Here is a 21,037-nt window from a genome sequence, read left to right on the forward strand (position 1 = left end):
ATCGCCTTCTCATGCCCCGCCGAGGAAATGACGGACGGTCTCGATGAACTTCGCCACCGAGATCGGTTTCGACAGATAGGCCTCGCAGCCCCCTGCCCTGATGCGTTCTTCGTCGCCCTTCATCGCAAAGGCCGTGACCGCGATGATCGGAATGTGCCGGATCGTGTCGTCCTCCTTGATCCAGCGCGTCACATCCAGGCCGGAAATCTCCGGCAGCTGAATGTCCATCAGGATCAGGTCGGGCTTGTGATTGCGGGCGAGGTCCAGGGCCTCGGTGCCGTTGCGAGTCTGGATCGTCCGGTAGCCGTTGGCCTCCAGAAGGTCGTGGAAGAGCTTCATATTGAGCTCGTTATCCTCGACGATCATGACAGTCTTCGACATCGGAACTCGCAGGGCCGGGGCCGCACCGGCATGGTTGCCGAGCGTTGACGGATGGCGGACAAGCTAGTTGGAATTCCTTACAAAAGGACAAACCATGACGTTGCGTCCGGGTGAACGGGACCTTGCCGAGAGCCTCGCGGCGAACGCTCTGGCGTTTCTCGCCGCGGAACCCGAGCGGCTGGAGCGGTTTTTGTCCCTCGCGGGCATCGATCCCGGGGGAATCAGGGCCGCCGCCGCATCGCCCGGATTTCTCGTCGCGGTCATGGAACACCTGATGTCCGACGAGCCGCTCCTGCTCGCCTTTGCGGCGAACGAGGGGATCCGGCCCGAGCGGGTGGTGAAGGCCGCCCATGCGCTCGGCATCGTGCCATGGGAGCGGGGCTTCGCCTGACCCCCGGTTGGGGAAAGACCACCGGCTGATGCCAGTTCCCGGCTGAGGTCGCCTTGAATCCGCTGATCGCCGGGATCACCCTTGGGGGCGCGGGACACTGATCGCACTCGGAACGTAAAACGTGGCGCTTCTCGCCTTCTGCCGAGACTGTTTCACCGAGGCCGACCCGGCTTCGGCGCGGTGCCGCGCCTGCGGCTCGCCCCGGCTCGCCCGTCATGCGGAACTGTCCGCGCTCTCGATCGCCCATGTCGACTGCGACGCCTTCTACGCCACGATCGAGAAGCGCGACGATCCGAGTCTGGTCGACAGGCCGCTGATCGTCGGCGGCGGCAAGCGCGGCGTCGTCTCGACCTGCTGCTACATCGCGCGAATCCACGGCGTCAGATCCGCCATGCCGATGTTCAAGGCTCTGGCGCTCTGCCCGGAGGCGGTCGTCATCAAGCCGAACATGGAGAAATATGTCCGCGTCGGCCGTGAGGTGCGTGAGGCCATGCGGGCGCTGACGCCGCTGGTCGAACCGCTCTCCATCGACGAGGCCTTCCTCGACCTGACCGGCACGGAACGATTGCACGGCGCCCCGCCGGCCGTGGTGCTGGCGAAATTCGCGAGGTGCGTCGAGCGCGACATCGGCATCACGATCTCGGCCGGTCTCTCCTACAACAAGTTTCTCGCCAAGATCGCCTCGGACATGGACAAGCCACGCGGCTTCGCGGCCATCGGCAAGGCGGAAGCGCTGGACTTCCTCGGGTCGAAACCGGTTTCGCTGATCTGGGGCGTCGGCAAGGCCCTGCAGGAGACGCTGGAGCGCGACGGGCTGAAGCGCATCGCGGACCTGCGCCGGCTGGACGAAAGCGAACTGATGCGCCGCTACGGCGCGATGGGCCTGAGACTGTCCCGCCTGTCGCGCGGCATCGACGAGCGCAAGGTCGAACCGGACGGCGAGACCAAGTCGGTTTCCGCCGAGACGACGTTCGAAACGGATATCCGGGATGCCCGCACGCTGGAAAAGATGTTGTTCCGGCTGGCGGAAAAGGTCTCAGCGCGCGCCAAGACGCAGCAACTGGCGGGAAGAACCGTCACCCTGAAACTGAAGAGCGCCGATTTCCGCATCCGGACGCGCTCGCGCAGCCTGGCATCGCCGACCGTGCTGGCGGCGCGCATCTTCGAGGCCGGCCGCGACATGCTGATGCGCGAAGCCGACGGCACCGCCTACCGCCTCATCGGCATCGGCATTTCCGAACTGGCCAGCCTCGACAAGGCCGACCCCTCCGACCTCGTCGATGGCTCCATCGCCCACAACGTCAAGGTGGAGGGCGCGGTCGATGCCCTGCGGGCCAAATTCGGCAAGGCCGCGGTGGTCAAGGGCATCACCTTCGACGATTGATGCATTGCGTGTGTATTTTTTCCTAGACGAGCGTAACGCTGTGTGATAGGAAAATGGGTATTCGGGGAATTGTCGCTACTGGCTGCAACGGCCGGGCCGTATGTCGGACTGGCGGCCTTGGCGTCGTCCTGCGATACACCAATGCATGGACTGGTCGTTCGATGACGCCTTCCGCCGCGAGGTGGAAGTTCGCTATGCCGCATTCAGGCGGCGGCCCACCGATCAGGCCCCAGCGGCGCTGAAGCGCGCGGCGGTTTCCATCGTCCTGGTGCCGGGCGAGAACGGCAGCGCCCCGCCCGCCTTTCTGCTGACCATGCGCGCCGCGACGCTCCGCGCCCATGGCAACCAGTGGGCGCTGCCGGGGGGCCGGCTGGACGACGGCGAGACCGTGACCGACGCCGCCCTGCGGGAACTGGAGGAGGAACTGGGCCTGCGAGCAGGCCGCGACCAGATCATCGGCCTGCTCGACGATTATCCGACGCGCTCCGGCTACCTCGTGACGCCGGCCATCGTCTGGGGCGGGACAGCCGCCCCGCTGGTGCCGAACCCGCAGGAAGTGGCGTCCGTCCACCGCATCCCGGTCAGCGCCGTCGCCGATCCCGACGCCTTCGACTTCGTCAGCATCGCCGAAAGCGACCGGTCGGTCGTGCGGGTCCACATCGCGGGCCACGTGATCCACGCGCCGACCGCCGCTCTCATCTACCAGTTCCGGGAAATGCTCGCCGGACGCACCACCCGCGTCGATCAGCTGGAACAGCCGGTCTTCGCCTGGCGGTAGAGGGCCGTCGTCAGCGGCCGCAGGGCGTTTCCGCCTGCCATTCCAGCTTGGTCAGCGTGCCCTGCAGGGCAAACTCGCCGTAGTCGATAACGAGCTGGCGCGACACGCCGTTCTCGTAGAGCTCGAAGGCGATGGAATAGATCGGCGTCGCCCGGTCGCTGCCATCCTCGAAATAGCTGATCGTCACCGGCCAGCGGGCGAGCGCCGCAAGCTTCGGATCGCGCGCGGCTTCCTCGACCTCGCCGGCGCCGGGCGCGATGCGGCGACCGATGACGGCAGTGGCATTGTAGATTTTCTCGCCGGTCTCGGCGCCGTCATAGACCTTGGCCTCGAGGATGGTCTGGCCGGCGCGGGACGCCTTGACGAGCTGGAGGAGATGCTCGGTCGGAAAGATGGTCGCCGCATCGGCGCGCGTCTCCAACTCGCGCGGCCGCCTGACGGCGATCTGCACGGCGTCGCCGGTCCGGCGCGCGCTGCCATCCGTCTCGTTGCGCGGCGCGCCGTTCTCGCTGGAGCGGGAGGTGAAGCGGAAGCCGGTGCCATCGCCCTCCTCGAAATGGGCGGTGTTCACGTCCATGGTCACGGGATTGCCGTTGACGGTGAGCTGCACGACCTGCCGGAACGTGGTGGTGAAGCCCTCGCAGCGGTTGCCGCTCGTCTCGAACAGGATGCGGCCGCGGGCATCGTCCATGCCGCGGGCGGCGCGCCGGCTGTCCAGCCTGAGATCGTAGACCGCCCGATGCGGCCCCAGAACCGGCTCGGGCGCCGGCTGCGTCGCGGCGGGCGCCACGACGAGGGTTCCGAGCAGCGCCGCGAGTGCGAGCGGGCGGACAGGATTCATCGGCGGGGCTCCGGCGGAGGCTGAACTTTGCGGGACTGGCGACAGGAAGGGATTCGCAGGGCCTCGGGATTGCAGGATAGAGAGGCCTATCGGAGGCGACAACGCGGCATGGATATGTCGCGCCGTCCGGCTTGCCCCGCCACCGGGCTTGGGGCAGGGTCCGCGCCGAAACATCTGGAACCGGAGCATTTTCGCTTTTCTGCATATCGCGAAAGCGCTCCATCGAGGTTATTTTGCCGCGTTTTCGTCACGCGAACCGGCATCTACTTCGCCTGAAAACGCTTTTTTGGGAGCGCACCATGTCGTCCGTCGCCAAACACCTCGCCGATCTCGGCATCGTCCTGCCGGTCGCCGCCGCCCCGGTCGCGAACTACGTACCCTTCGTGCGGACCGGCAATGTGCTGACCGTGTCCGGCCAGCTCCCCTTCGGTCCGGACGGGGTGATGGCCGGCAAGCTCGGCGGCGGCGTCTCCATCGAGGACGGCCAGAAGGCGGCGCGCCAGTGCGCGCTCAACCTGATTGCTCAGATCCAGGCGGCCGTCGGCAATCTCGACAATGTCGTGCGCGTCGTCCGCCTCGGCGGTTTCATCAACTGCACGCCGGACTTCGTCGACGCGCCGAAGGTGATGAACGGCGCCTCCGACCTGATGGTCGAGGTGTTTGGCGACAAGGGCCGCCATGCCCGTTCGACCATCGGCGTCGCCGCCCTCCCCGCCAATGCCTCGGTCGAGGTCGAGGCGACGGTCGAGATCGCCTGATGACGGCGGATCTCGGCTTCCTGATCCGCCGGCCCATCGCCCATCGCGGGCTGCATGGGCTGGCGCCCGGCGTGGTGGAGAACCAGCCGGCCGCCTTCGCCGCGGCGATCGCCGGCAACTACGCCATCGAATGCGATGTGCAGCCGACCGCCGACGGCGACGCCATCGTCTTCCACGACGGCACGCTCGACCGGCTGACGACGGCCGCCGGGCCGGTCGAGGCCCTGACGACGGCCGAACTCGCCAAGGTTCCGTTCAAGGCGACCGGCGACCGCATGATCACGCTTGCCGGCCTGTTCGCGCAGGTACGGGGGCGCGTGCCGCTGGTCGTCGAGATCAAGTCGGAATTCGACGGCAGGCTGGGCCTGACCAAGCGCGTCGCGGAACTGGCGGCGGGCTATGCAGGCCCCCTCGCCCTCATGTCCTTCGATCCCGTGCCCATCGCCTGGCTGAAGGCCAATGCGCCGTCGCTGGTGCGCGGCATCGTCGCCGAATCGCACTATGCCGGCGCGCATTGGGCGCGCATACCCGCAGATATGCGCCGCGACCTCGCCTCGCTCGCGCATTTCGGCGAGACCGACCCGCATTTCCTGTCCTGGCGCGTCGCGGACCTGCCGAGCGCCGCGACCGAACGCTGTCGCGGCTCGCTGGGGCGGCCGGTCATCTGCTGGACCGTGCGCACCGACAGCGAGCGCATGATTGCGGCCGAGCACGCCGACCAGGTGACCTTCGAGGGCTATCTCGCCTAGCTTTCCGTGATCGCGTTTTCTTGACGCGCACCGATGCCCACTTCGCTCGAAAACGCTGTAGTATCAGACCGATGAGCGCCCCGACCTATACGATCCGCGTCGCCTCGAGCCTCAAGGACATCGCAACCACGGACTGGAACGCCTGCGCCGCCAGCGCGGACGGCAAGGTCGATCCGTTCCTGGATCATGCCTACTTCCTCAGCCTCGAGGAATCAGGTTCGGCCACCCGACAGACCGGCTGGCTCGGCCACCATCTGGTGCTGGAGGCGGACGGCGCGATCCAGGGCATCCTGCCCTGCTACCTCAAGGGCCATTCGCGCGGCGAATATGTCTTCGATGCCGGATGGGCCGAGGCCTATGAGCGCGCCGGCGGGCGCTACTACCCGAAGCTGCAGGCGAGCGTACCCTTCACGCCCGCCACGGGACGCCGCCTGCTGGTGAAGCCCGGCGAGGCTGGCGGCGCCGCGCGGTCCGCACTCGTGCAGGGGGCCGCGCAGGTCGCGATGAAGCTCGGCGCTTCCTCTGTTCATGTCACCTTCTGCCCCGAGGACGAGGCGGCGCTGATGGGGGAAGCCGGCTACCTCCTGCGCACCGACACGCAGTTCCATTTCGAGAACGAGGGCTACGGCTCCTTCGACGGGTTCCTCGCCGCCCTCGCCTCCCGCAAGCGCAAGGCAATCCGCCGGGAGCGACGCGAGGCGCTCGAAGGCCGCGGCATCACGATCCGGCAACTGACCGGGCGCGACCTGACCGAGGATGTCTGGGACGCATTCTTCGCCTTCTACATGGATACCGGCTCGCGCAAATGGGGCCGGCCCTATCTGATGCGGTCGTTCTTCTCGCTGATCGGCGAGCGCATGGCCGACCGCATCCTGCTGATCATGGCGGAGCGCGACGGCCGCTATATCGCCGGCGCGATCAATTTCATCGGCGGCGACGTGCTTTACGGCCGCCACTGGGGCGCGGTGGAAGAGCATCCCTTCCTGCATTTCGAGGTCTGCTACTATCAGGCCATCGACTATGCCATCAGCCGCGGCCTCAAGCGGGTCGAGGCGGGCGCGCAGGGCGAGCACAAGCTCGCACGCGGCTACCGGCCGGTAACGACCCACTCGGCTCATTTCATCGCTGATCCCGGCTTCCGGCGCGCGGTGGCCGACTATCTCGACCGCGAGCGGAGATACGTCGCCGACGCGGTCGAGGAACTGGATGCGCTGGCGCCGTTCCGGAAAATGGCCGCCGAGGTCGACTAGAAATCGATCCCGCCGAGGCCCTCGCCTATCGAACTCGCGACGTCGACGGCACCCGAGGCGACCGAGCCCACGACATTGACAGCGCCCGACACGACGGAGCCGGCGACATCGACCGCGCCACCGGCGACCGTACCGGCCACATCGGCAGCGCCGGAGGCGACCGAGCCGACCATATTGGCGGCGCCGCCCGCGGCATCTCCGATCGTTGAGGCGGCAGACGATGCAGCCCGACCGACGCCCGACAGCATGCTGCTGGCAAGGTCGAAGAGGCCGTATCCGGCATCGCCGACGTCGATATAGCTGCCCTGCTGGGCCTGCTGCTGGCGCTGCTGTTCTTCCTCGGCGCGGCGCGCCGCCTCGGCGACTGCCGCGAGATCGGGATTGGTCGACATGGAAACGCTCCGGTCGGGTTGGCCCCGGCATGATGCCCGGAGCATTTCGGCTTTCATCGGGCACAACCCGTCCGGGAAGCGCCGATTTCGGGTGATCGTGCGGGCAGAGATATTTCTGTTCGATGACTTGCGGTCGCGCGGACGGCCTCGATCGATCCGAAAACGGAGATTACGGCCTCTTATCAATGGCTTGACAGCTGCTCCCCAGTGCCTGGAGCGCATCAAGCTGAACGCTTCATAAACGCGGCGATATGAGCGGTTCAGTTTGAACGGCGCACCTTGTGCGTGAGCCGGGTGGTCCGGCCTTCACGAAACCGAGGAAAAGCCATGTTCGACCGTCGCACCTTCTTCACCGCGCTCGGCAGCGGCGTTGCCGCAACCGCCCTCGTCGCCGTCGCCGGCTCGGCGCAGGCTGCCCCGGCCGTCGACCGCCTGATCGACTCGATCGCGCCCGAGGCGCCGGCTGCCGTCGCCGCCGATGCGGAGCCGCTGGAAATGCGCGGCCGTCACCGCCGCCGCCATCGTCGCGCCGTGCGCGGCCACCGCCGCGGTGCCCGCCGCCATCATCGCCGCGCCCGCCGGGCTGTGCGCCGGGCCAGCTGACGCCTGACTGAAATGCCGCATGCGACGCCCGGTGACACGCCCCTGTCAGCCGGGCGTCGTCGTGCAGAAACAGAACCCGTCAACTCTGGTGGACGAAGCGGCTTGACGCCGCGGAAGTCGGTGCCCCAGTCTCGTGCCTGGATGCGCCAAGGCAACTCTGCAGGAGGACTATCCATGCTTCATCGCCGTATGTTCGTCGCAGCCATCGCCGGAGGCGCAGCCGTCGCCGCCACCGCCACGGCTGCTTCGGCCGCTCCCGCTCCCGCCGCCGCTCCGTCCGTTCCGGCGACGGGCGAGCCGCAGGAGATGCAGTATTACATCGTGCGTCGCCGTCGCTACTATTACCGGCCGCGCCGCGTCTACGTCATCCGCCGCCGCTACTGGCGTCGCCGCTACTACTGGTAAGTCCTGACGGGCTTTGCCGTCATGCCGGCGCGGGAAACCGCGCCGGCATCGTCTTTTCCGGCACAGCCGTCCGGAGCTTGACGCCGCCGTTCTGGATTGCGACACCCTCGCCCCAGTCCGCGCGAGAGTTTGCCATGGCCGCGACCGCCTACGATCCGAACAACATCTTCGCCAAAATTCTGCGTGGCGAATTGCCGGCCCACAAGGTCTACGAGACCGACAAGGTGCTGGCTTTCATGGACATCATGCCGCGCGCGGACGGCCACGTGCTGGTCATCCCGAAGACCGCGGCGCGCAATCTCCTCGACATCAACCCGGACGATCTCGCCGATCTCGCCAAGGCCTCCCAGTTCGTCGCCAAGGGCGTCAAGCGCGCCATGGCCGCCGACGGGCTGACGGTCCAGCAGTTCAACGAGAGCGCCGGCGGACAGGTTGTGTTCCACATCCACGTCCACATCCTGCCGCGCTGGACCGGCGTCGCGCTGCGGCCGCACACCGGCGCGATGGAGAATCAGGACGTTCTGGCCAAGCACGCGGCCACCATCCGCTCGGCGCTGGAAGCGATGCAGGCCGGCGGCTAGCTATCTGACGCCGAGCCACCAGGCGCTGGCGACGATGACTGCTTCGGCCGCCAGAACCCCGAACAGCACCGACTTGCGGCCGAGGAAATAGGCCGAAAGCCCTGCGACGAAGGCGCCGGCCCGCCAGCCGAGCGGCAGCGCGGCGAGCGCGCCGGCCGGGAAGAAGGCGAGCTTGGCGACGACGGCCGCGAGCGTCGCGGTGGCGACGGCGCGCACCCAGACCAGAAGCTCAGAGCTCTCGTCGAGGCCGCGTCCGACCACCAGCGCAAGCCAGCGCCAGATCTCGGTCGGCAGCACCCCGAGCAGGATCAGCGCGAGATAGGGCGTGAGATCGGAACCGATCAGGGTCATGACATGGCCCTCGCGCGCCTGATACGGCCGAGCGCATAGGCAAGCGTGCCGCCACCAAGCCCGGCATAGAGCAGTTCGAGCCCGTCGCCCGCGAGCGATGCGAGGAGCAGGCCGAAGAAGCCGATGCCAATGGCGAGGCGGTCGGAGAGCATCCGCGCCGTGGTGAACAGCGACAGCAGGAAGAAGATCGGCGTGAGGAACAAGAGGCCAGCGGCGAAGGCGTTCGGGATGATGCCGGCCAGTCCGTAGCCGATCACCGTGCTGCCCGCCGCCGAGGCGAGCAGGCCAGTGCCGAGGCCGAGGAAGAAGGGCACCCTGCCCTCGGCATCGACCTGCGGCAGCAGGCGCAGGCCCTCCACCCAGATCGAGATGGCGACCATGTGCGCGCACAGCGCCGCGACGAGCGGGTTGCGATCCTTCAGCCGGAGATAGGGCAAGAGCGACACCACCATCGGTAGAAGGCGCACCGACGACAGGCCGACGGTGAGCGCGATGGCGACCCAGGACGCGCCGCTGCCGAGCCCGCCGACGAGGATCAGATGCGCCGGCCCGGCCCAGATCAGCAGCGTCGCGAGGAGCGCCCAGACGAGCGGCATGCCGTAATCGGCGCAGACCGAGCCGATGCCGATGAAGGTCGCGGCCAGGATCACCGCCGGCAGGGCGGCCGAGGCGCGCAGGCCCCGGCGATACCAGGCGGCCTGCGACAGCGGCACATAGGGCGGATTGGGGGTGGTCATCGCCGCCGATCAGTCGGACAGAGCGCTGCACCGCACAAGGACCAAAGCCGCATGCGGGCCATTCGGTGGCCCAAACGACAGACCCCGGCGCGAGGCTTGCCTCGGCCGGGGTCGGATCGCGTCACGGGCGGGGCTCCGCGCCTCACTCCGCCTTGAGCGGCACTTTCGGCACCGAGCCGGACGGGCGCTTCGGCTCGGTCGGCGCGGGAACGCCACCCGATCCGCCGCCCGAGCCCTTCGGCTTGCGCTTGGCCTTGGCAGAACCGGCCTTTTTCGACGCAGCGCGCTTGGCGATGCGGCGAACATCGGGGGCGACCGGCTCGGGCTTCGGCGTCACGGGGCCGGCGGGATAGTCGAAGCCGAGGATGGGGAAGCCCTCCTCGTCCTTCTCGACGATCACGCGGACATGGCCGCCATTCTTGAGGCGCCCGAACAGCAGGTCCTCGGCCAGCGGTTTCTTGACATATTCCTGGATCACGCGGGCCATGGGACGCGCGCCCATCTGCTCGTCATAGCCGCGTTCGATCAGCCAGTCCTTGGCGTCGGGCGACAGCTCGATGGTGACCTGACGGTCGGCGAGCTGGGCCTCGAGCTGGAGGACGAACTTCTCGACGACATTGCCGATCACCTCGGTCGACAGATGGCCGAAGGCGATGACCGCATCGAGCCGGTTGCGGAATTCCGGCGCGAACAGGCGGTTGATCGCCTCGGAATCATCGCCCGTGCGCTTGTTGCGGGTGAAGCCGATCGCCGGCTTGGCGAGGTCGGAAGCGCCCGCATTGGTCGTCATGATCAGGATGACATTGCGGAAGTCGACCTGCTTGCCGTTGTGATCGGTCAGCTTCCCGTGATCCATGATCTGCAGGAGGATGTTGAACAGGTCCGGATGGGCCTTCTCGATCTCGTCCAGCAGCAGCACGCAATACGGGTTCTGGTCGACGCCGTCGGTCAGGAGGCCGCCCTGATCGAAACCGACATAGCCGGGAGGCGCGCCGATCAGCCGCGAGACGGTGTGGCGCTCCATATATTCCGACATGTCGAAGCGCAGGAGCTGCACGCCCAGCGTGTTGGCGAGCTGCTTGGCGACCTCGGTCTTGCCGACGCCGGTCGGGCCGGAGAACAGGTAGTTGCCGATCGGCTTTTCCGGTTCGCGCAGGCCCGCGCGGGCGAGCTTGATCGAGGCCGACAGGGCCTCGATCGCCTTGTCCTGCCCGTAGACCACGCGCTTCAGCGTCGTCTCGATGTTGCGGAGCACCTCGGCATCGTCCTTGGAGACGGTCTTCGGCGGGATGCGCGCCATGGTCGCGATCGTCGCCTCGATCTCCTTGATGCCGATGGTCTTCTTCCGCTTGCCCTCGGGCACCAGCATCTGCGCCGCGCCGCTCTCGTCGATCACGTCGATCGCCTTGTCGGGCAGCTTGCGGTCATGAATGTAGCGCGCGGAGAGTTCGACCGCGGCCTTGATGGCCTCGTTGGTGTAGCGCAGCTTGTGATAGGTCTCGAAGGCGGACTTCAGACCCTTCAGGATCTCGATCGAATCCTCGACCGTCGGCTCGTTGACGTCGATCTTCTGGAAGCGGCGGACGAGCGCGCGGTCCTTCTCGAAATACTGGCGGTATTCCTTGTAGGTGGTCGAACCGATGCAGCGCAGCGTGCCCTGCGCCAGCGCCGGCTTCAAAAGGTTCGAGGCGTCCATGGCGCCGCCCGAGGTCGCGCCAGCGCCGATCACCGTGTGGATCTCGTCGATGAACATGATCGCCTTGGGGTGGGCTTCCACCTCCTTGATGACCTGCTTGAGGCGCTCCTCGAAATCGCCGCGATAGCGCGTGCCGGCGAGCAGCGTGCCCATGTCGAGCGAGAAGACGGTGGCGTCCTTCAGGACGTCCGGCACGTCGTTCTCGACGATGCGCTTGGCGAGGCCCTCCGCGATGGCGGTCTTGCCGACGCCGGGATCGCCGACCAGCAGCGGATTGTTCTTCTGGCGGCGGCAGAGCACCTGGATCGTCCTGCTGATCTCGCCGTCGCGGCCGATCAGCGGGTCGATGCGGCCCTCGCGCGCCTTCTTGTTGAGGTTGACGCAATAGGTGTCGAGCGCGTCGCCCTTCTTCTTCTCGCCGTCCGGTGCCTTCTCCTTGGCCTCCTCGGGCTCGTCGGAACCCTTGGGCGAGCGCGCCTCGGACAGGCCCGCGCGCTTGGCGATGCCATGCGAGATGTAGTTGACCGCGTCGTAGCGGGTCATGTCCTGCTCCTGCAGGAAATAGGCGGCGTGGCTCTCGCGCTCGGCGAAGATCGCGACCAGCACGTTGGCGCCGGTCACTTCCTCGCGGCCGGACGACTGGACGTGGATCACCGCGCGCTGGATGACGCGCTGGAAGCCGGCGGTGGGCTTGGAATCGTCGGAACCGTCCGTGACGAGGTTCTCAAGCTCGGAATCGATGTAGCCGACGAGGCTCTTCTTGAGCTTCTCGAGATCGACGCTGCACGCCTTCATCACCGCCGCCGCGTCCTGATCGTCGACCAGCGCGAGCAGCAGGTGCTCCAGCGTCGCATATTCGTGCCGCCGCTCGTTGGCGAGCGCGAGGGCCCGGTGGAGCGACTGTTCGAGGCTGCGTGAGAATGAGGGCAAGGGAAACCTCGTCAGTAAGTCATGATGCGCCGGAAGGCGCGAAAGGTGCCGAAGGAACTCACTTCTTCTCCATCACGCATTGCAGCGGATGCTGGTGCTTTCTCGCGAAATCCATGACCTGCGTGACCTTGGTTTCCGCGACTTCGTAGGTATAGACGCCGCACTCGCCGACGCCGTGCTGATGGACGTGCAGCATGATGCGGGTGGCGGCGTCGGAGTCCTTGTTGAAGAACTTCTGGAGGATGTGCACGACGAACTCCATCGGCGTGTAATCGTCGTTCAGCAGCAGCACGCGATAGAGGCTCGGCCGCTTGGTCTGCGGCCGGGTCTTGGCGATCACGGACGTCCCCGGCCCACCCGGATCCTGGTCGCGCTCGTCGCGCTTGCCGGCCATCGTCAGTGCGAGATTGTCCCGCAATGGCGCTCCGTGGCTGTCGTCGATGGACCTTGCGTCCTGCATCATGGTCTTGAGTTCGTGCCGCATTATGCGCCACGCCTGAAACTGTCGGTTCGATCGGTGTCCATTCCAAGGCGGATCATGGACGAGTGCAATGCGAGAATCATGCCGGGCGTGATGCCCTGAGACTAGCCCCAAAATAGGAACCGGCGAACGGCGCCGCCAGTGGCGGTGGACAAAGCCCTAACGCGCCCTACCCTTTGGCGCGGAATGGCGGAGTGGTGCATGGGGCGGGCTGACCGGAGCCGGGTTGCGGAGAGCCCGGAGGCATGAACGGCGTCGATATCGGCATTCGCCTCGTCGGCGCGTTCTACATCGTGGCGGGGATCGTCGCCGCACGGCAAATGGTGTTGGACGCCTTCATGGACAAGGCCCTCGCCAGCATCACGCTGAAGCCGGTTCCCCGCGCCGACAGGCTGCGCGGCCGGTGGATGCTTGGCACGGCCGTCGCGGTCTTTTCAGGCGGCGTCCTGCTGGTGGTTCTCAGCATCCTCGCCCTGCCCGCATTCCTCGTCGCCGCGGCCCTGCAAGCGGCCTATCTCGGCTATGCCGCGCCGCGCCTCATCGATCCCGACGAGGAGCCTGATCCCGACGGCCGCCGCGCCACGATCAACGCCTTCCTGATCTATCTGGTGGCGACCGCTCTGGTCGTCGCGGTCGCGTCGGCGGGGCTGCTGCGCTCGCCGCTGGATGAGCCATGGCCGCTCGCCGGCGCGGCCATCGCCGTGGCCGCCTTCGCCGCCTATCACCTGCGCCGGGTGGCTGCCGTGCCCGCCGGGGCGGTCATGCCCACCTCGTCCGACCCGTCCGCAGCGGACGAGGCGGCCGTCCTGCCCCGGAAAGTGCGGCTGATGATCCGCCCGTTCGTCCTGCCCTTCGCGGACGATGCGACCGGATGGGTCGTGCCGCAGACGCTCGCCGCCGAGACTTTCGGCGAGGAACTGGTCGGCGATATCCTCGACTGGGAGACGAACTATCTCGGCACCATCCCTCAGGGGAAGCGCAAGGGCGGCTTCACCGACCCGCAACAGGCCGAGCACCACGAGGCGGAGGGCCGCGCGCTGGCGGCCCGCATGGCCGAGGCGATCGGCGCGGACCGCATCGCCTATGCGCCGGTCGGGACGGTCTTTCCCGAGGCTCCGGAACGGGTCTACACAAATCCCAGGCGGATCAAGCTGATGGCGGATTACGGCTGCCATCCCGTCTGGTCTCTGGACGACGAGTACGGCAGCAATATCGATCCCGAGGCGCTGGGCCTCTCGCCCGCCCTCGCCACCGACCTCAACGCCTGGGTGGGGCGTTTCGAGGATGCGCTGGACTGGGACAATCCCGGCGCGTTCAGGGAGGATGACGGCTTCCTCGCAAGGCACGAGGCGGAGGGCCGCAAGCTCGCCATCCGCGTCGCGCGGGAGCTGCGCGATCAGGGGCGCGGCGGCATCATGGTGTTCCTGATGACGCGGGAATTCGGCGTCGTGGTCGTCAGCGCCGACGAAGGCGACTGACGGCTCAGCCGCGCGCCATCAGGCTGTCGAGGCGTCCACGCACCTGGAACAGCCGCGCCTGCGCCCCGGCAATGGCGGCTGACCGCTCCTGAAGGCCGGTCAGCACCGAGGTATCCGCAGTCTCGAACATGCCGCCGACGAGCCGCATGCGGCCCCTGTTCGCGTCGATATAGGCGGCCGCCTGATCGACGTTGTCGAACAGGTCGTCGAGCCCGTCGAGCGTCGCGATGAACAGCGGCGCGACCTCCGAGACCGTCTTGCGATAGGCGTCCTGATAGACCGCCCTAAGGTCGTCCGGCTGGGCGAGGTGGCTGACCGCCGTGTTGGTCGCGGCGAACAGGTCGCTGGCGCGCGTCCTGGCATGGCCGATCAGCTTGCGGCTCTCGGCGACGTCGGAGCGCTTCGCCACCCAGTCCTGCGGACGCCGCAGCGCCGGCAGGATGCGCGCGGCGCTGCTCATCAGCGGCGCGACATCGCGGGTCAGCGTGTCGTGAAACTCGCGGATCGGATCGTAATGGCGCGCATAAATGCCGAAGCGTCGCGTTTCGGCTTCGGTGAGCTGCGGAACGCGCAGCCCGCGCGGCTGAAGCAGCCGCTCCCTGAGGAAGGCGATGAAGGCGGCACGCCCCTGCCCTTCGCTGTCGGCGCAGGAGGCGACGAACATGGCGAGCCCGCCGAGGACGAGCCCGCGTCGCGACATCGTGGCGTTCATGCGTGAACCCTTGAATGGCGAAGCCGCGCGGTGGCGGCTGTTTCCATGGGTTGTCTCACGGCCCTGATTCCGGCCGATGCCTCACGCCGCCTTTTTCGTTTCCGCGATCTTCACGAGGTTGCGCAGGATGACGGCCGCGCCCTTGAGCCGGTCCTCGGATTTCGGCCAGTCGCGGATGAACACGATCTTCTGGTCGGGGCGGACCTTCGCCAGCGAGCCCTGCTCGCCGATATAGCGGACGAGGCCGGCGGGATTGGCGAATTTCTGATCGCGGAACGACAGAACGATGCCGCGCGGGCCGGCATCGACCTTGTCGACATTGGCGCGCCGGCAATAGGCCTTGATCACCGCGACCTTGACGAGATGCTGGACCTCGTCGGGCAGCGGCCCGAACCGGTCGATCATCTCGGCGGCGAAGGCGTCGATCTCCTGATCGGTGGCGAGGTCGCCGAGGCGGCGATAGAGCGACAGGCGCAGGTTGAGGTCCTCGACATAGTGCTCGGGGATCAGGATCGGCGTGCCGACCGTGATCTGCGGCGACCACTTGTCCTCCACGGTCTCGTCCACGAGGCCCGCCTTCATCATCGACACGGCCTCCTCCAGCATCTGCTGGTAGAGCTCGTAGCCGACCTCCTTGATATGGCCGGACTGCTCGTCGCCCAAGAGGTTGCCGGCGCCGCGGATGTCGAGATCGTGCGAAGCGAGCTGGAAGCCCGCGCCGAGCGTGTCGAGCGATTGCAGAACCTTCAGGCGGCGCTCGGCCTGCGGCGTCACCGGCTTGTTCTCCGGCAGCGTGAACAGCGCATAGGCGCGCGTCTTGGAACGGCCGACGCGGCCGCGCAGCTGGTAGAGCTGGGCGAGGCCGAACATGTCCGCGCGCCAGACGATCAGCGTGTTCGCCGAGGGGATGTCGAGGCCCGATTCCACGATCGTCGTGGACAGGAGGATATCGACCTTGCCGTCGTAGAAGGCGCCGATCCGGTCCTCCAGCTCGCCGGCGGCCATCTGACCGTGAGCGACGATGAACTTCGCCTCCGGCACATGCTCGCGCAGGAAGGCCTCCACCTCGCCGAGATCCTCGATGCGCGGGCAGACGAAGAAGGCCTGCCCGCCCCGGTAGCGCTCGCGCAGCAGCGCCTCGCGGATGATCAGGGGGTCGAAGGGCGTGACGAAGGACCGGACCGCGAGGCGGTCCACCGGCGGCGTCGCGATGATCGAGAGGTCGCGCACGCCGGTCATGGCGAGTTGCAGAGTGCGCGGGATCGGCGTCGCGGTCAGGGTCAGGACGTGGACCTCGGCGCGCAGCTCCTTCAGCCGCTCCTTGTGGCCAACACCGAAATGCTGCTCCTCGTCGACGATGACGAGGCCGAGATCCTTGAAGGATATGGCCTTGCCGAGCAGGGCGTGGGTGCCAACGACAATATCGACCGTGCCTTCCGAGAGGCCCTTCTTGGCAGCGGCGAGATCGGCCGAGCCGACCATGCGCGAGGCCTGCGCGACATGGACCGGCAGGCCCTTGAAGCGCTCGGCGAAGGTCTTGAAGTGCTGGCGCGCCAGCAACGTGGTCGGGACGACGACCGCCACCTGCTTGCCGCCCATGACCGCCGCGAAGGCGGCGCGCAGCGCGACCTCGGTCTTGCCGAAGCCGACATCGCCGCAGACGAGGCGGTCCATCGGCCGGCCCGCGCCAAGGTCTTCGAGGACGCTGTCGATGGCGCCCGCCTGATCCTCGGTCTCGTCATAGGGGAATTTGGCGGCGAACTCGTCATAGGCGCCGTCCGGCGCGACCAGCTTCGGCGCTTCGCGCAGGGCGCGCGCGGCGGCGATCTTGATCAGGCCGGCCGCCATTTCGAGGATGCGCTTCTTCATGCGCGCCTTGCGCGCCTGCCAGGCTCCCCCGCCGAGCTTGTCGAGCTGCGCCTCGGCATCCTCCGAGCCGTAGCGGGACAGAAGCTCGATATTCTCGACCGGCAGGAACAGCTTGTCGCCGCCGGCATAGTGGATTTCGGCGCAGTCGTGCGGCGCGCCAGCGGCCGTCACGGTTTCGAGGCCGACGAAGCGGCCGATGCCGTGGTCGACATGGACGACGAGGTCGCCGGCCGAGAGGCTGGTCGCCTCGGTGATGAAGTCCTGCGCCCGCTTGCGGCGCTTCTGGGCGCGCACGAGGCGGTCGCCGAGAATGTCCTGTTCGCCGATAATGGCGAGGTCGGGCGTCTCGAAGCCTTCCTCGACCCCGAGCACGGCGAGTGCGATCTCGTCGCCGCGCAGCGCTTCCGCCGCCGACCAGCTCGCGACCGGTCGAATCGCCTTCATGCCGTGGTCTTCGAGGATCGGTTGCAGGCGCTCGCGCGAGCCCTCCGACCATGCCGCAATGACGACGCGCTTCTTCTCCTTGCGCAGCGCCGTCACATGCAAGGCGACGGCATCGAAGACATTGGCGTTTTCGTCCGCACGCTCGGCGGCGAAGGACCGGCCGCGCCGGCCGTCGAGATCGATCAGCGCGCCGTCTGAGGCGCCGGCCAGCGCGAAGGGCGAGAGTTTCACGACGGCCTCGCCGCCGCGCTTGCGCTCCCATTCCTCGGTTTTCAGGTAGAGCGCATCCGGCGGCAGCGGCTTGTAGGCGGCCCCGCCGCCATCGTGCTCCAGCGCGGTCTTTCGGGCGTCGTAATAGTCCGCGACCGTGGTCAGGCGCTCCTTCGCGGCCTCCTCGACCTGCGCGTCCAGCACCACGCCGGAATCCGGCAGGTAGTCGAAGATCGTGTCCAGCCGGTCGTGGAACAGCGGCATCCAGTGCTCGACGCCGGGATAGCGCCGGCCCTCGGACACGGATTCGTAGAGCGCGTCGCCCTTGGTCGAGCCGCCGAAGGCGCGGACATAGGCGAGGCGGAACTTCACCATGGTCTCGGTGGTGATCTGCACCTCGGAGGTCGGCACGAGGTCGAGCCGGCGCAGATTGCCGGTGGTGCGCTGGGTTTCCGCGTCGAAGGTGCGGATCGATTCCAGCGTGTCGCCGAAGAAGTCGAGGCGGATCGGCGCGTCGAAACCGGGCGGATTGAGGTCGAGAATGCCGCCGCGCACGGCATATTCGCCGACATCGCGGACGGTCGAGGTGCGCAGATAGCCGTTCACCTCCAGCCAGTTCTGGAGGTCGCTCATCGAGATGACGTTGCCGGGGGCCGCCGACAGCGACTGTTTGGCGAGCAGCGCCCGCGCCGGCAGGCGCTGAAGCGCCGCGTTGATCGTCGTCAGCACCACGGCCGGTGTCGCCCGGCCCGAGGTGCGGGCGAGGCGCGACAAGGTCAGCATGCGCCGCGCCATGATCGAGGCGTTCGGAGAGGCGCGGTCATAGGGCTGGCAGTCCCAGGCCGGCAGGGTCAAAACCTCGATGCCGGGCGCGAAGAAGGACAGCGCCGTCTCCATCGCCTGCATGCGCGGGCCGTCGCGGCAGATGACGAGCAGTTCCGGCGATGCCTGATTGCCCTTGGCGTGAAGCTGGCGCGCGAGATCGGCGACGACCAGCGCGTCATAGCCCTGCGGCACGCCCGCAAGGGTCAGCCGGCCGCGCGAGGCGACGACGTCGGCGGGAGCGCGCTTGGCCATCAGCCCAACCAGACTCCCTTGCCCTCGGAATGGAAGGCTTTCAGCGCCTGGAATATGGCGGTGTCGTAATTGCCGGGGGTCTCGGCCTTGGCTGTCACCCAGGCGAACAGGTCGCGGTCGGGCACCTCGATCAGCCGCTCGAAATCGTCGAGCTCGGCGTCCGAGAAACCGCCGATATGGGCGTCGGCGAAACGGCCCATGATCAGGTCCATCTCGCGCGTGCCGCGATGCCACGCGCGGAACAGCACCTTGCGGCGGCGCGGATCGAGATCGGCGGAAGAGCGGGTCGTGCCGGTCATGGAGGCTCCGGGGCAAAAACGGCGAAAGCCGGGGACGCCTTTTCGCGCCACCCGGTTCCGACAGTGTCACTATCAAACGCGGGAGGCCCTGTCAGCGTCCCGCGGAGCGGTTACATTCCGGCCATGCGTCCCGCGCGACTCGATCCGCTCTTCGCCTCGCTGACCTCGCTGAAAGGCGTCGGCGGCAAGCTCGAAGGTCTCTACAAGCGCCTCCTCGACACGGAGGGGCCGCCGCGCGTCGTCGATCTCTTGTTCCATCTGCCGAGCGGCGTGATCGACCGGCGTGCCCGCCCGACGCTGGCCGAGGCAGAGCCCGGCGCCATCGTCACGGTCGAGGTTCTGGTCGAGCGGCACCGCCCATCGCCGCCGGGCAAGAGCCGCGCGCCCTATCGGGTGCAGGTGTCCGACGAGACCGGCGACCTGACGCTGGTCTGGTTCAACGCCCACCGCTCGCGCATCGAGCAGATGTGCCCGGTCGGCGAGACGCGGGTCGTCTCAGGGCGGATCGAGCTGTTCGACGGCATGCGCCAGATGGTCCATCCGGACCGGGTCATGACGCCGGAACAGGCCGCGACCATGCCGCCGGTCGAACCGGTCTATCCGCTGACCGAGGGGCTCGCCTCCGGTTTCGTCCGGCGCGCGGCGGAAGCGGCGCTTCAGCGCGTGCCCAGATTGCCGGAATGGCTGGATGCGCGGCTTCTGGAGCGGGAAGGCTGGCCGGACTTCTCCGCAGCGCTTCACCGCGTCCACGCGCCCGCCGAGCCCGAGGACTTCGCGCCCGAGGGGCCGGCGTGGAGCCGCCTCGGCTATGACGAATTGCTGGCGAACCAGCTGGCCCTTGGCCTCGTCCGCGCCAATCTCAAGCGGCCGGCCGGCCGGCGCAATGTCGGCGACGGCTCGTTGCGGACGGTGATTGAAGCCACCCTGCCCTTCGCGCTGACCGGCTCGCAGACACGGGCGCTCGCGGAGATCGCCGCAGACATGAGCGCGGAGACGCGCATGCTGCGCCTGCTTCAGGGCGATGTCGGCTCCGGCAAGACGGTCGTCGCGCTGATGGCCATGGCCGCAGCGGCCGAGGCCGGCCGGCAATCCGCGCTGATGGCCCCGACCGAACTGCTGGCGCGTCAGCACGCCAAGACGCTGAAGGCACTTGCCGGTCCCTCGGGCCTCGAGGTTGCGATCCTGACCGGCCGGGAAAAAGGCCGCGAGCGCGAGCAGATCCTGTCGCGCCTTGCCTCCGGCGACACCGCCATCGTCGTCGGCACCCACGCGCTCTTTCAGGAGCACGTCGTCTTCCGCGACCTCGGCCTTGCCGTCATCGACGAACAGCACCGCTTCGGCGTCCACCAGCGCCTCGCACTCGCTGCCAAGGGCGAGGCGGTCGACCTGCTGGTGATGACCGCGACGCCCATTCCGCGCACGCTGGTCCTGACCTATTTCGGCGACATGGAATCCTCCCAGCTCACCGAGAAGCCTGCGGGACGCAAGCCCATCGACACCCGCATCGTTGCCATGGACCGGCTGTCGGACGTGATCGACGGCATCGGCCGCGCGCTGGAGGCGGGTCGGCAGGTCTACTGGGTCTGCCCGCTGGTGGCCGAAAACGACGATCCGACCGTCGAGAGCCCCGAACTCGCCGCCGCCGAGGAACGCTTCGAACTGCTGCGCCAGCGTTTCGGCGAGGCGGTCGATCTCGTCCACGGCCAGATGAAAGGGCCGGACAAGGACGCGGCCATGCTGCGCTTCCAGCGCGGCGATACCCGCGTACTGGTCGCCACCACCGTCATCGAGGTGGGCGTGGACGTGCCGGAAGCCTCGATCATGGTCATCGACCATGCCGAGCATTTCGGCCTCGCCCAGCTGCATCAGTTGCGCGGCCGGATCGGGCGCGGCGAGACGGCCTCCACCTGCCTCCTGCTCTACAAGGGGCCGCTGGGCGAGACCGCCCGCCGCCGGCTGGACATCATGCGCGAGACGGAGGACGGCTTCCGCATCGCGGAGGAAGACCTGAAGCTGCGCGGCGAGGGCGACCCTCTCGGCACCAAGCAGTCGGGCATGCCGGGCTTCCGCCTCGCCCGGCTCGAACACCACGCGCATCTCTTGGAAACCGCCCGCAGCGACGCCCGTCTGGTCATCGAGACCGATCCGAAGCTCGCCGGCCAGCGCGGCGACGCGCTGCGAGACCTCCTCTATCTGTTCGGGCGCGACGAGGCGATCCGCCTCGTCAAGGCGGGCTGAGC

The 21,037-nt window shown here is 67.7% G+C and carries 21 protein-coding genes; 11 read left to right on the plus strand and 10 right to left on the minus strand.

All coding sequences use genetic code 11. From position 1 onward, the window contains the following. Window positions 1–9: 9 nt before the first annotated feature. Window positions 10–381, minus strand: a complete 372-nt coding sequence (locus JNK84_RS21300) for a response regulator (RefSeq protein WP_293428013.1) — start codon at window positions 379–381, stop codon at window positions 10–12. A 94-nt stretch (window positions 382–475) separates the two neighbouring features. On the opposite strand from JNK84_RS21300, the gene JNK84_RS21305 reads away from it, so the two are divergent. The 3 genes from JNK84_RS21305 (at window position 476) to JNK84_RS21315 (ending at window position 2,934) form a co-directional block, all read left to right on the plus strand. After that, the gene (locus tag JNK84_RS21305) at window positions 476–772 is read left to right on the plus strand and encodes a DUF3572 domain-containing protein (protein WP_293428015.1); all 297 of its coding nucleotides are present in this window, start codon (window positions 476–478) and stop codon (window positions 770–772) included. Between the two features lie 121 nt (window positions 773–893). After that, window positions 894–2,156: a DNA polymerase IV gene (locus JNK84_RS21310; RefSeq protein WP_293428017.1), complete on the plus strand. Its 1,263-nt coding sequence runs from the start codon at window positions 894–896 to the stop codon at window positions 2,154–2,156. A gap of 145 nt (window positions 2,157–2,301) precedes the next feature. Beyond that, complete coding sequence (locus tag JNK84_RS21315) at window positions 2,302–2,934, plus strand: NUDIX hydrolase (RefSeq protein WP_293428019.1); 633 nt, start codon at window positions 2,302–2,304, stop codon at window positions 2,932–2,934. A gap of 10 nt (window positions 2,935–2,944) precedes the next feature. On the opposite strand, the gene JNK84_RS21320 is transcribed toward JNK84_RS21315, so the two are convergent. Further along, window positions 2,945–3,775, minus strand: coding sequence for a cell envelope integrity EipB family protein (locus tag JNK84_RS21320; protein ID WP_293428021.1), 831 nt, complete (start codon window positions 3,773–3,775; stop codon window positions 2,945–2,947). Between the two features lie 299 nt (window positions 3,776–4,074). Between JNK84_RS21320 and JNK84_RS21325 the strand changes: the two genes are divergently transcribed. The 3 genes from JNK84_RS21325 (at window position 4,075) to JNK84_RS21335 (ending at window position 6,532) form a co-directional block, all read left to right on the plus strand. Next, on the plus strand, window positions 4,075–4,533 hold the full coding sequence (locus tag JNK84_RS21325; protein ID WP_293428023.1) for a RidA family protein: 459 nt from the start codon (window positions 4,075–4,077) through the stop codon (window positions 4,531–4,533). Then, complete coding sequence (locus tag JNK84_RS21330) at window positions 4,533–5,282, plus strand: glycerophosphodiester phosphodiesterase family protein (RefSeq protein WP_293428025.1); 750 nt, start codon at window positions 4,533–4,535, stop codon at window positions 5,280–5,282. The genes JNK84_RS21325 and JNK84_RS21330 overlap by 1 nt, the downstream gene beginning before the upstream one ends. 71 nt (window positions 5,283–5,353) lie before the next feature. Then, the gene (locus JNK84_RS21335; protein WP_293428027.1) at window positions 5,354–6,532 is read left to right on the plus strand and encodes a GNAT family N-acetyltransferase; all 1,179 of its coding nucleotides are present in this window, start codon (window positions 5,354–5,356) and stop codon (window positions 6,530–6,532) included. Here the strand turns inward: JNK84_RS21335 and JNK84_RS21340 are convergent. After that, window positions 6,529–6,924: a hypothetical protein gene (locus JNK84_RS21340; RefSeq protein ID WP_293428029.1), complete on the minus strand. Its 396-nt coding sequence runs from the start codon at window positions 6,922–6,924 to the stop codon at window positions 6,529–6,531. The two genes, JNK84_RS21335 and JNK84_RS21340, sit on opposite strands and share 4 nt — an antisense overlap. Window positions 6,925–7,251: 327 nt before the next feature. Here JNK84_RS21340 and JNK84_RS21345 point away from each other — a divergent pair, with 327 nt between their 5' ends. From JNK84_RS21345 to JNK84_RS21355, 3 genes are all read left to right on the plus strand, one after another. After that, window positions 7,252–7,527 carry a hypothetical protein gene (locus tag JNK84_RS21345; RefSeq protein ID WP_293428030.1) on the plus strand — a complete coding sequence of 92 codons (276 nt, stop codon included), beginning with the start codon at window positions 7,252–7,254 and terminating at the stop codon, window positions 7,525–7,527. 174 nt (window positions 7,528–7,701) lie between these two features. Further along, window positions 7,702–7,932: a hypothetical protein gene (locus JNK84_RS21350; protein ID WP_293428032.1), complete on the plus strand. Its 231-nt coding sequence runs from the start codon at window positions 7,702–7,704 to the stop codon at window positions 7,930–7,932. 134 nt (window positions 7,933–8,066) lie between these two features. Further along, the gene (locus tag JNK84_RS21355; RefSeq protein WP_293428034.1) at window positions 8,067–8,513 is read left to right on the plus strand and encodes an HIT family protein; all 447 of its coding nucleotides are present in this window, start codon (window positions 8,067–8,069) and stop codon (window positions 8,511–8,513) included. On the opposite strand, the gene JNK84_RS21360 is transcribed toward JNK84_RS21355, so the two are convergent. The 4 genes from JNK84_RS21360 to clpS form a co-directional block, all read right to left on the minus strand. Then, window positions 8,514–8,864, minus strand: coding sequence for an AzlD domain-containing protein (locus JNK84_RS21360; protein ID WP_293428036.1), 351 nt, complete (start codon window positions 8,862–8,864; stop codon window positions 8,514–8,516). Then, window positions 8,861–9,601, minus strand: coding sequence for an AzlC family ABC transporter permease (locus tag JNK84_RS21365; protein ID WP_293428038.1), 741 nt, complete (start codon window positions 9,599–9,601; stop codon window positions 8,861–8,863). Before JNK84_RS21365 ends, JNK84_RS21360 begins: the two co-directional genes overlap by 4 nt. Before the next feature lie 142 nt (window positions 9,602–9,743). Further along, entirely contained in the window at window positions 9,744–12,227 is a 2,484-nt protein-coding gene (gene clpA, locus JNK84_RS21370) for an ATP-dependent Clp protease ATP-binding subunit ClpA (RefSeq protein WP_293428040.1), read from the minus strand. 58 nt (window positions 12,228–12,285) lie between these two features. After that, on the minus strand, window positions 12,286–12,621 hold the full coding sequence (clpS, locus tag JNK84_RS21375; protein ID WP_293428099.1) for an ATP-dependent Clp protease adapter ClpS: 336 nt from the start codon (window positions 12,619–12,621) through the stop codon (window positions 12,286–12,288). A gap of 332 nt (window positions 12,622–12,953) precedes the next feature. Between clpS and JNK84_RS21380 the strand changes: the two genes are divergently transcribed. Then, window positions 12,954–14,186, plus strand: a complete 1,233-nt coding sequence (locus JNK84_RS21380) for a hypothetical protein (protein WP_293428042.1) — start codon at window positions 12,954–12,956, stop codon at window positions 14,184–14,186. A gap of 4 nt (window positions 14,187–14,190) precedes the next feature. Here the strand turns inward: JNK84_RS21380 and JNK84_RS21385 are convergent, their stop codons facing one another. The 3 genes from JNK84_RS21385 to JNK84_RS21395 form a co-directional block, all read right to left on the minus strand. Continuing rightward, window positions 14,191–14,898, minus strand: a complete 708-nt coding sequence (locus tag JNK84_RS21385) for a DUF3053 family protein (protein ID WP_293428044.1) — start codon at window positions 14,896–14,898, stop codon at window positions 14,191–14,193. An 81-nt stretch (window positions 14,899–14,979) separates the two neighbouring features. Beyond that, entirely contained in the window at window positions 14,980–18,498 is a 3,519-nt protein-coding gene (gene mfd / locus JNK84_RS21390) for a transcription-repair coupling factor (protein WP_293428046.1), read from the minus strand. Further along, on the minus strand, window positions 18,498–18,797 hold the full coding sequence (locus tag JNK84_RS21395; RefSeq protein WP_293428048.1) for an FAD assembly factor SdhE: 300 nt from the start codon (window positions 18,795–18,797) through the stop codon (window positions 18,498–18,500). The genes mfd and JNK84_RS21395 overlap by 1 nt, the downstream gene beginning before the upstream one ends. Window positions 18,798–18,920: 123 nt before the next feature. On the opposite strand from JNK84_RS21395, the gene recG reads away from it, so the two are divergent. Next, window positions 18,921–21,035 carry an ATP-dependent DNA helicase RecG gene (gene recG / locus JNK84_RS21400; protein WP_293428050.1) on the plus strand — a complete coding sequence of 705 codons (2,115 nt, stop codon included), beginning with the start codon at window positions 18,921–18,923 and terminating at the stop codon, window positions 21,033–21,035. Window positions 21,036–21,037 lie beyond the last annotated feature (2 nt).

Origin of the sequence: Phreatobacter sp., from assembly GCF_016793595.1 — a bacterium.
Lineage (GTDB): Bacteria > Pseudomonadota > Alphaproteobacteria > Rhizobiales > Phreatobacteraceae > Phreatobacter.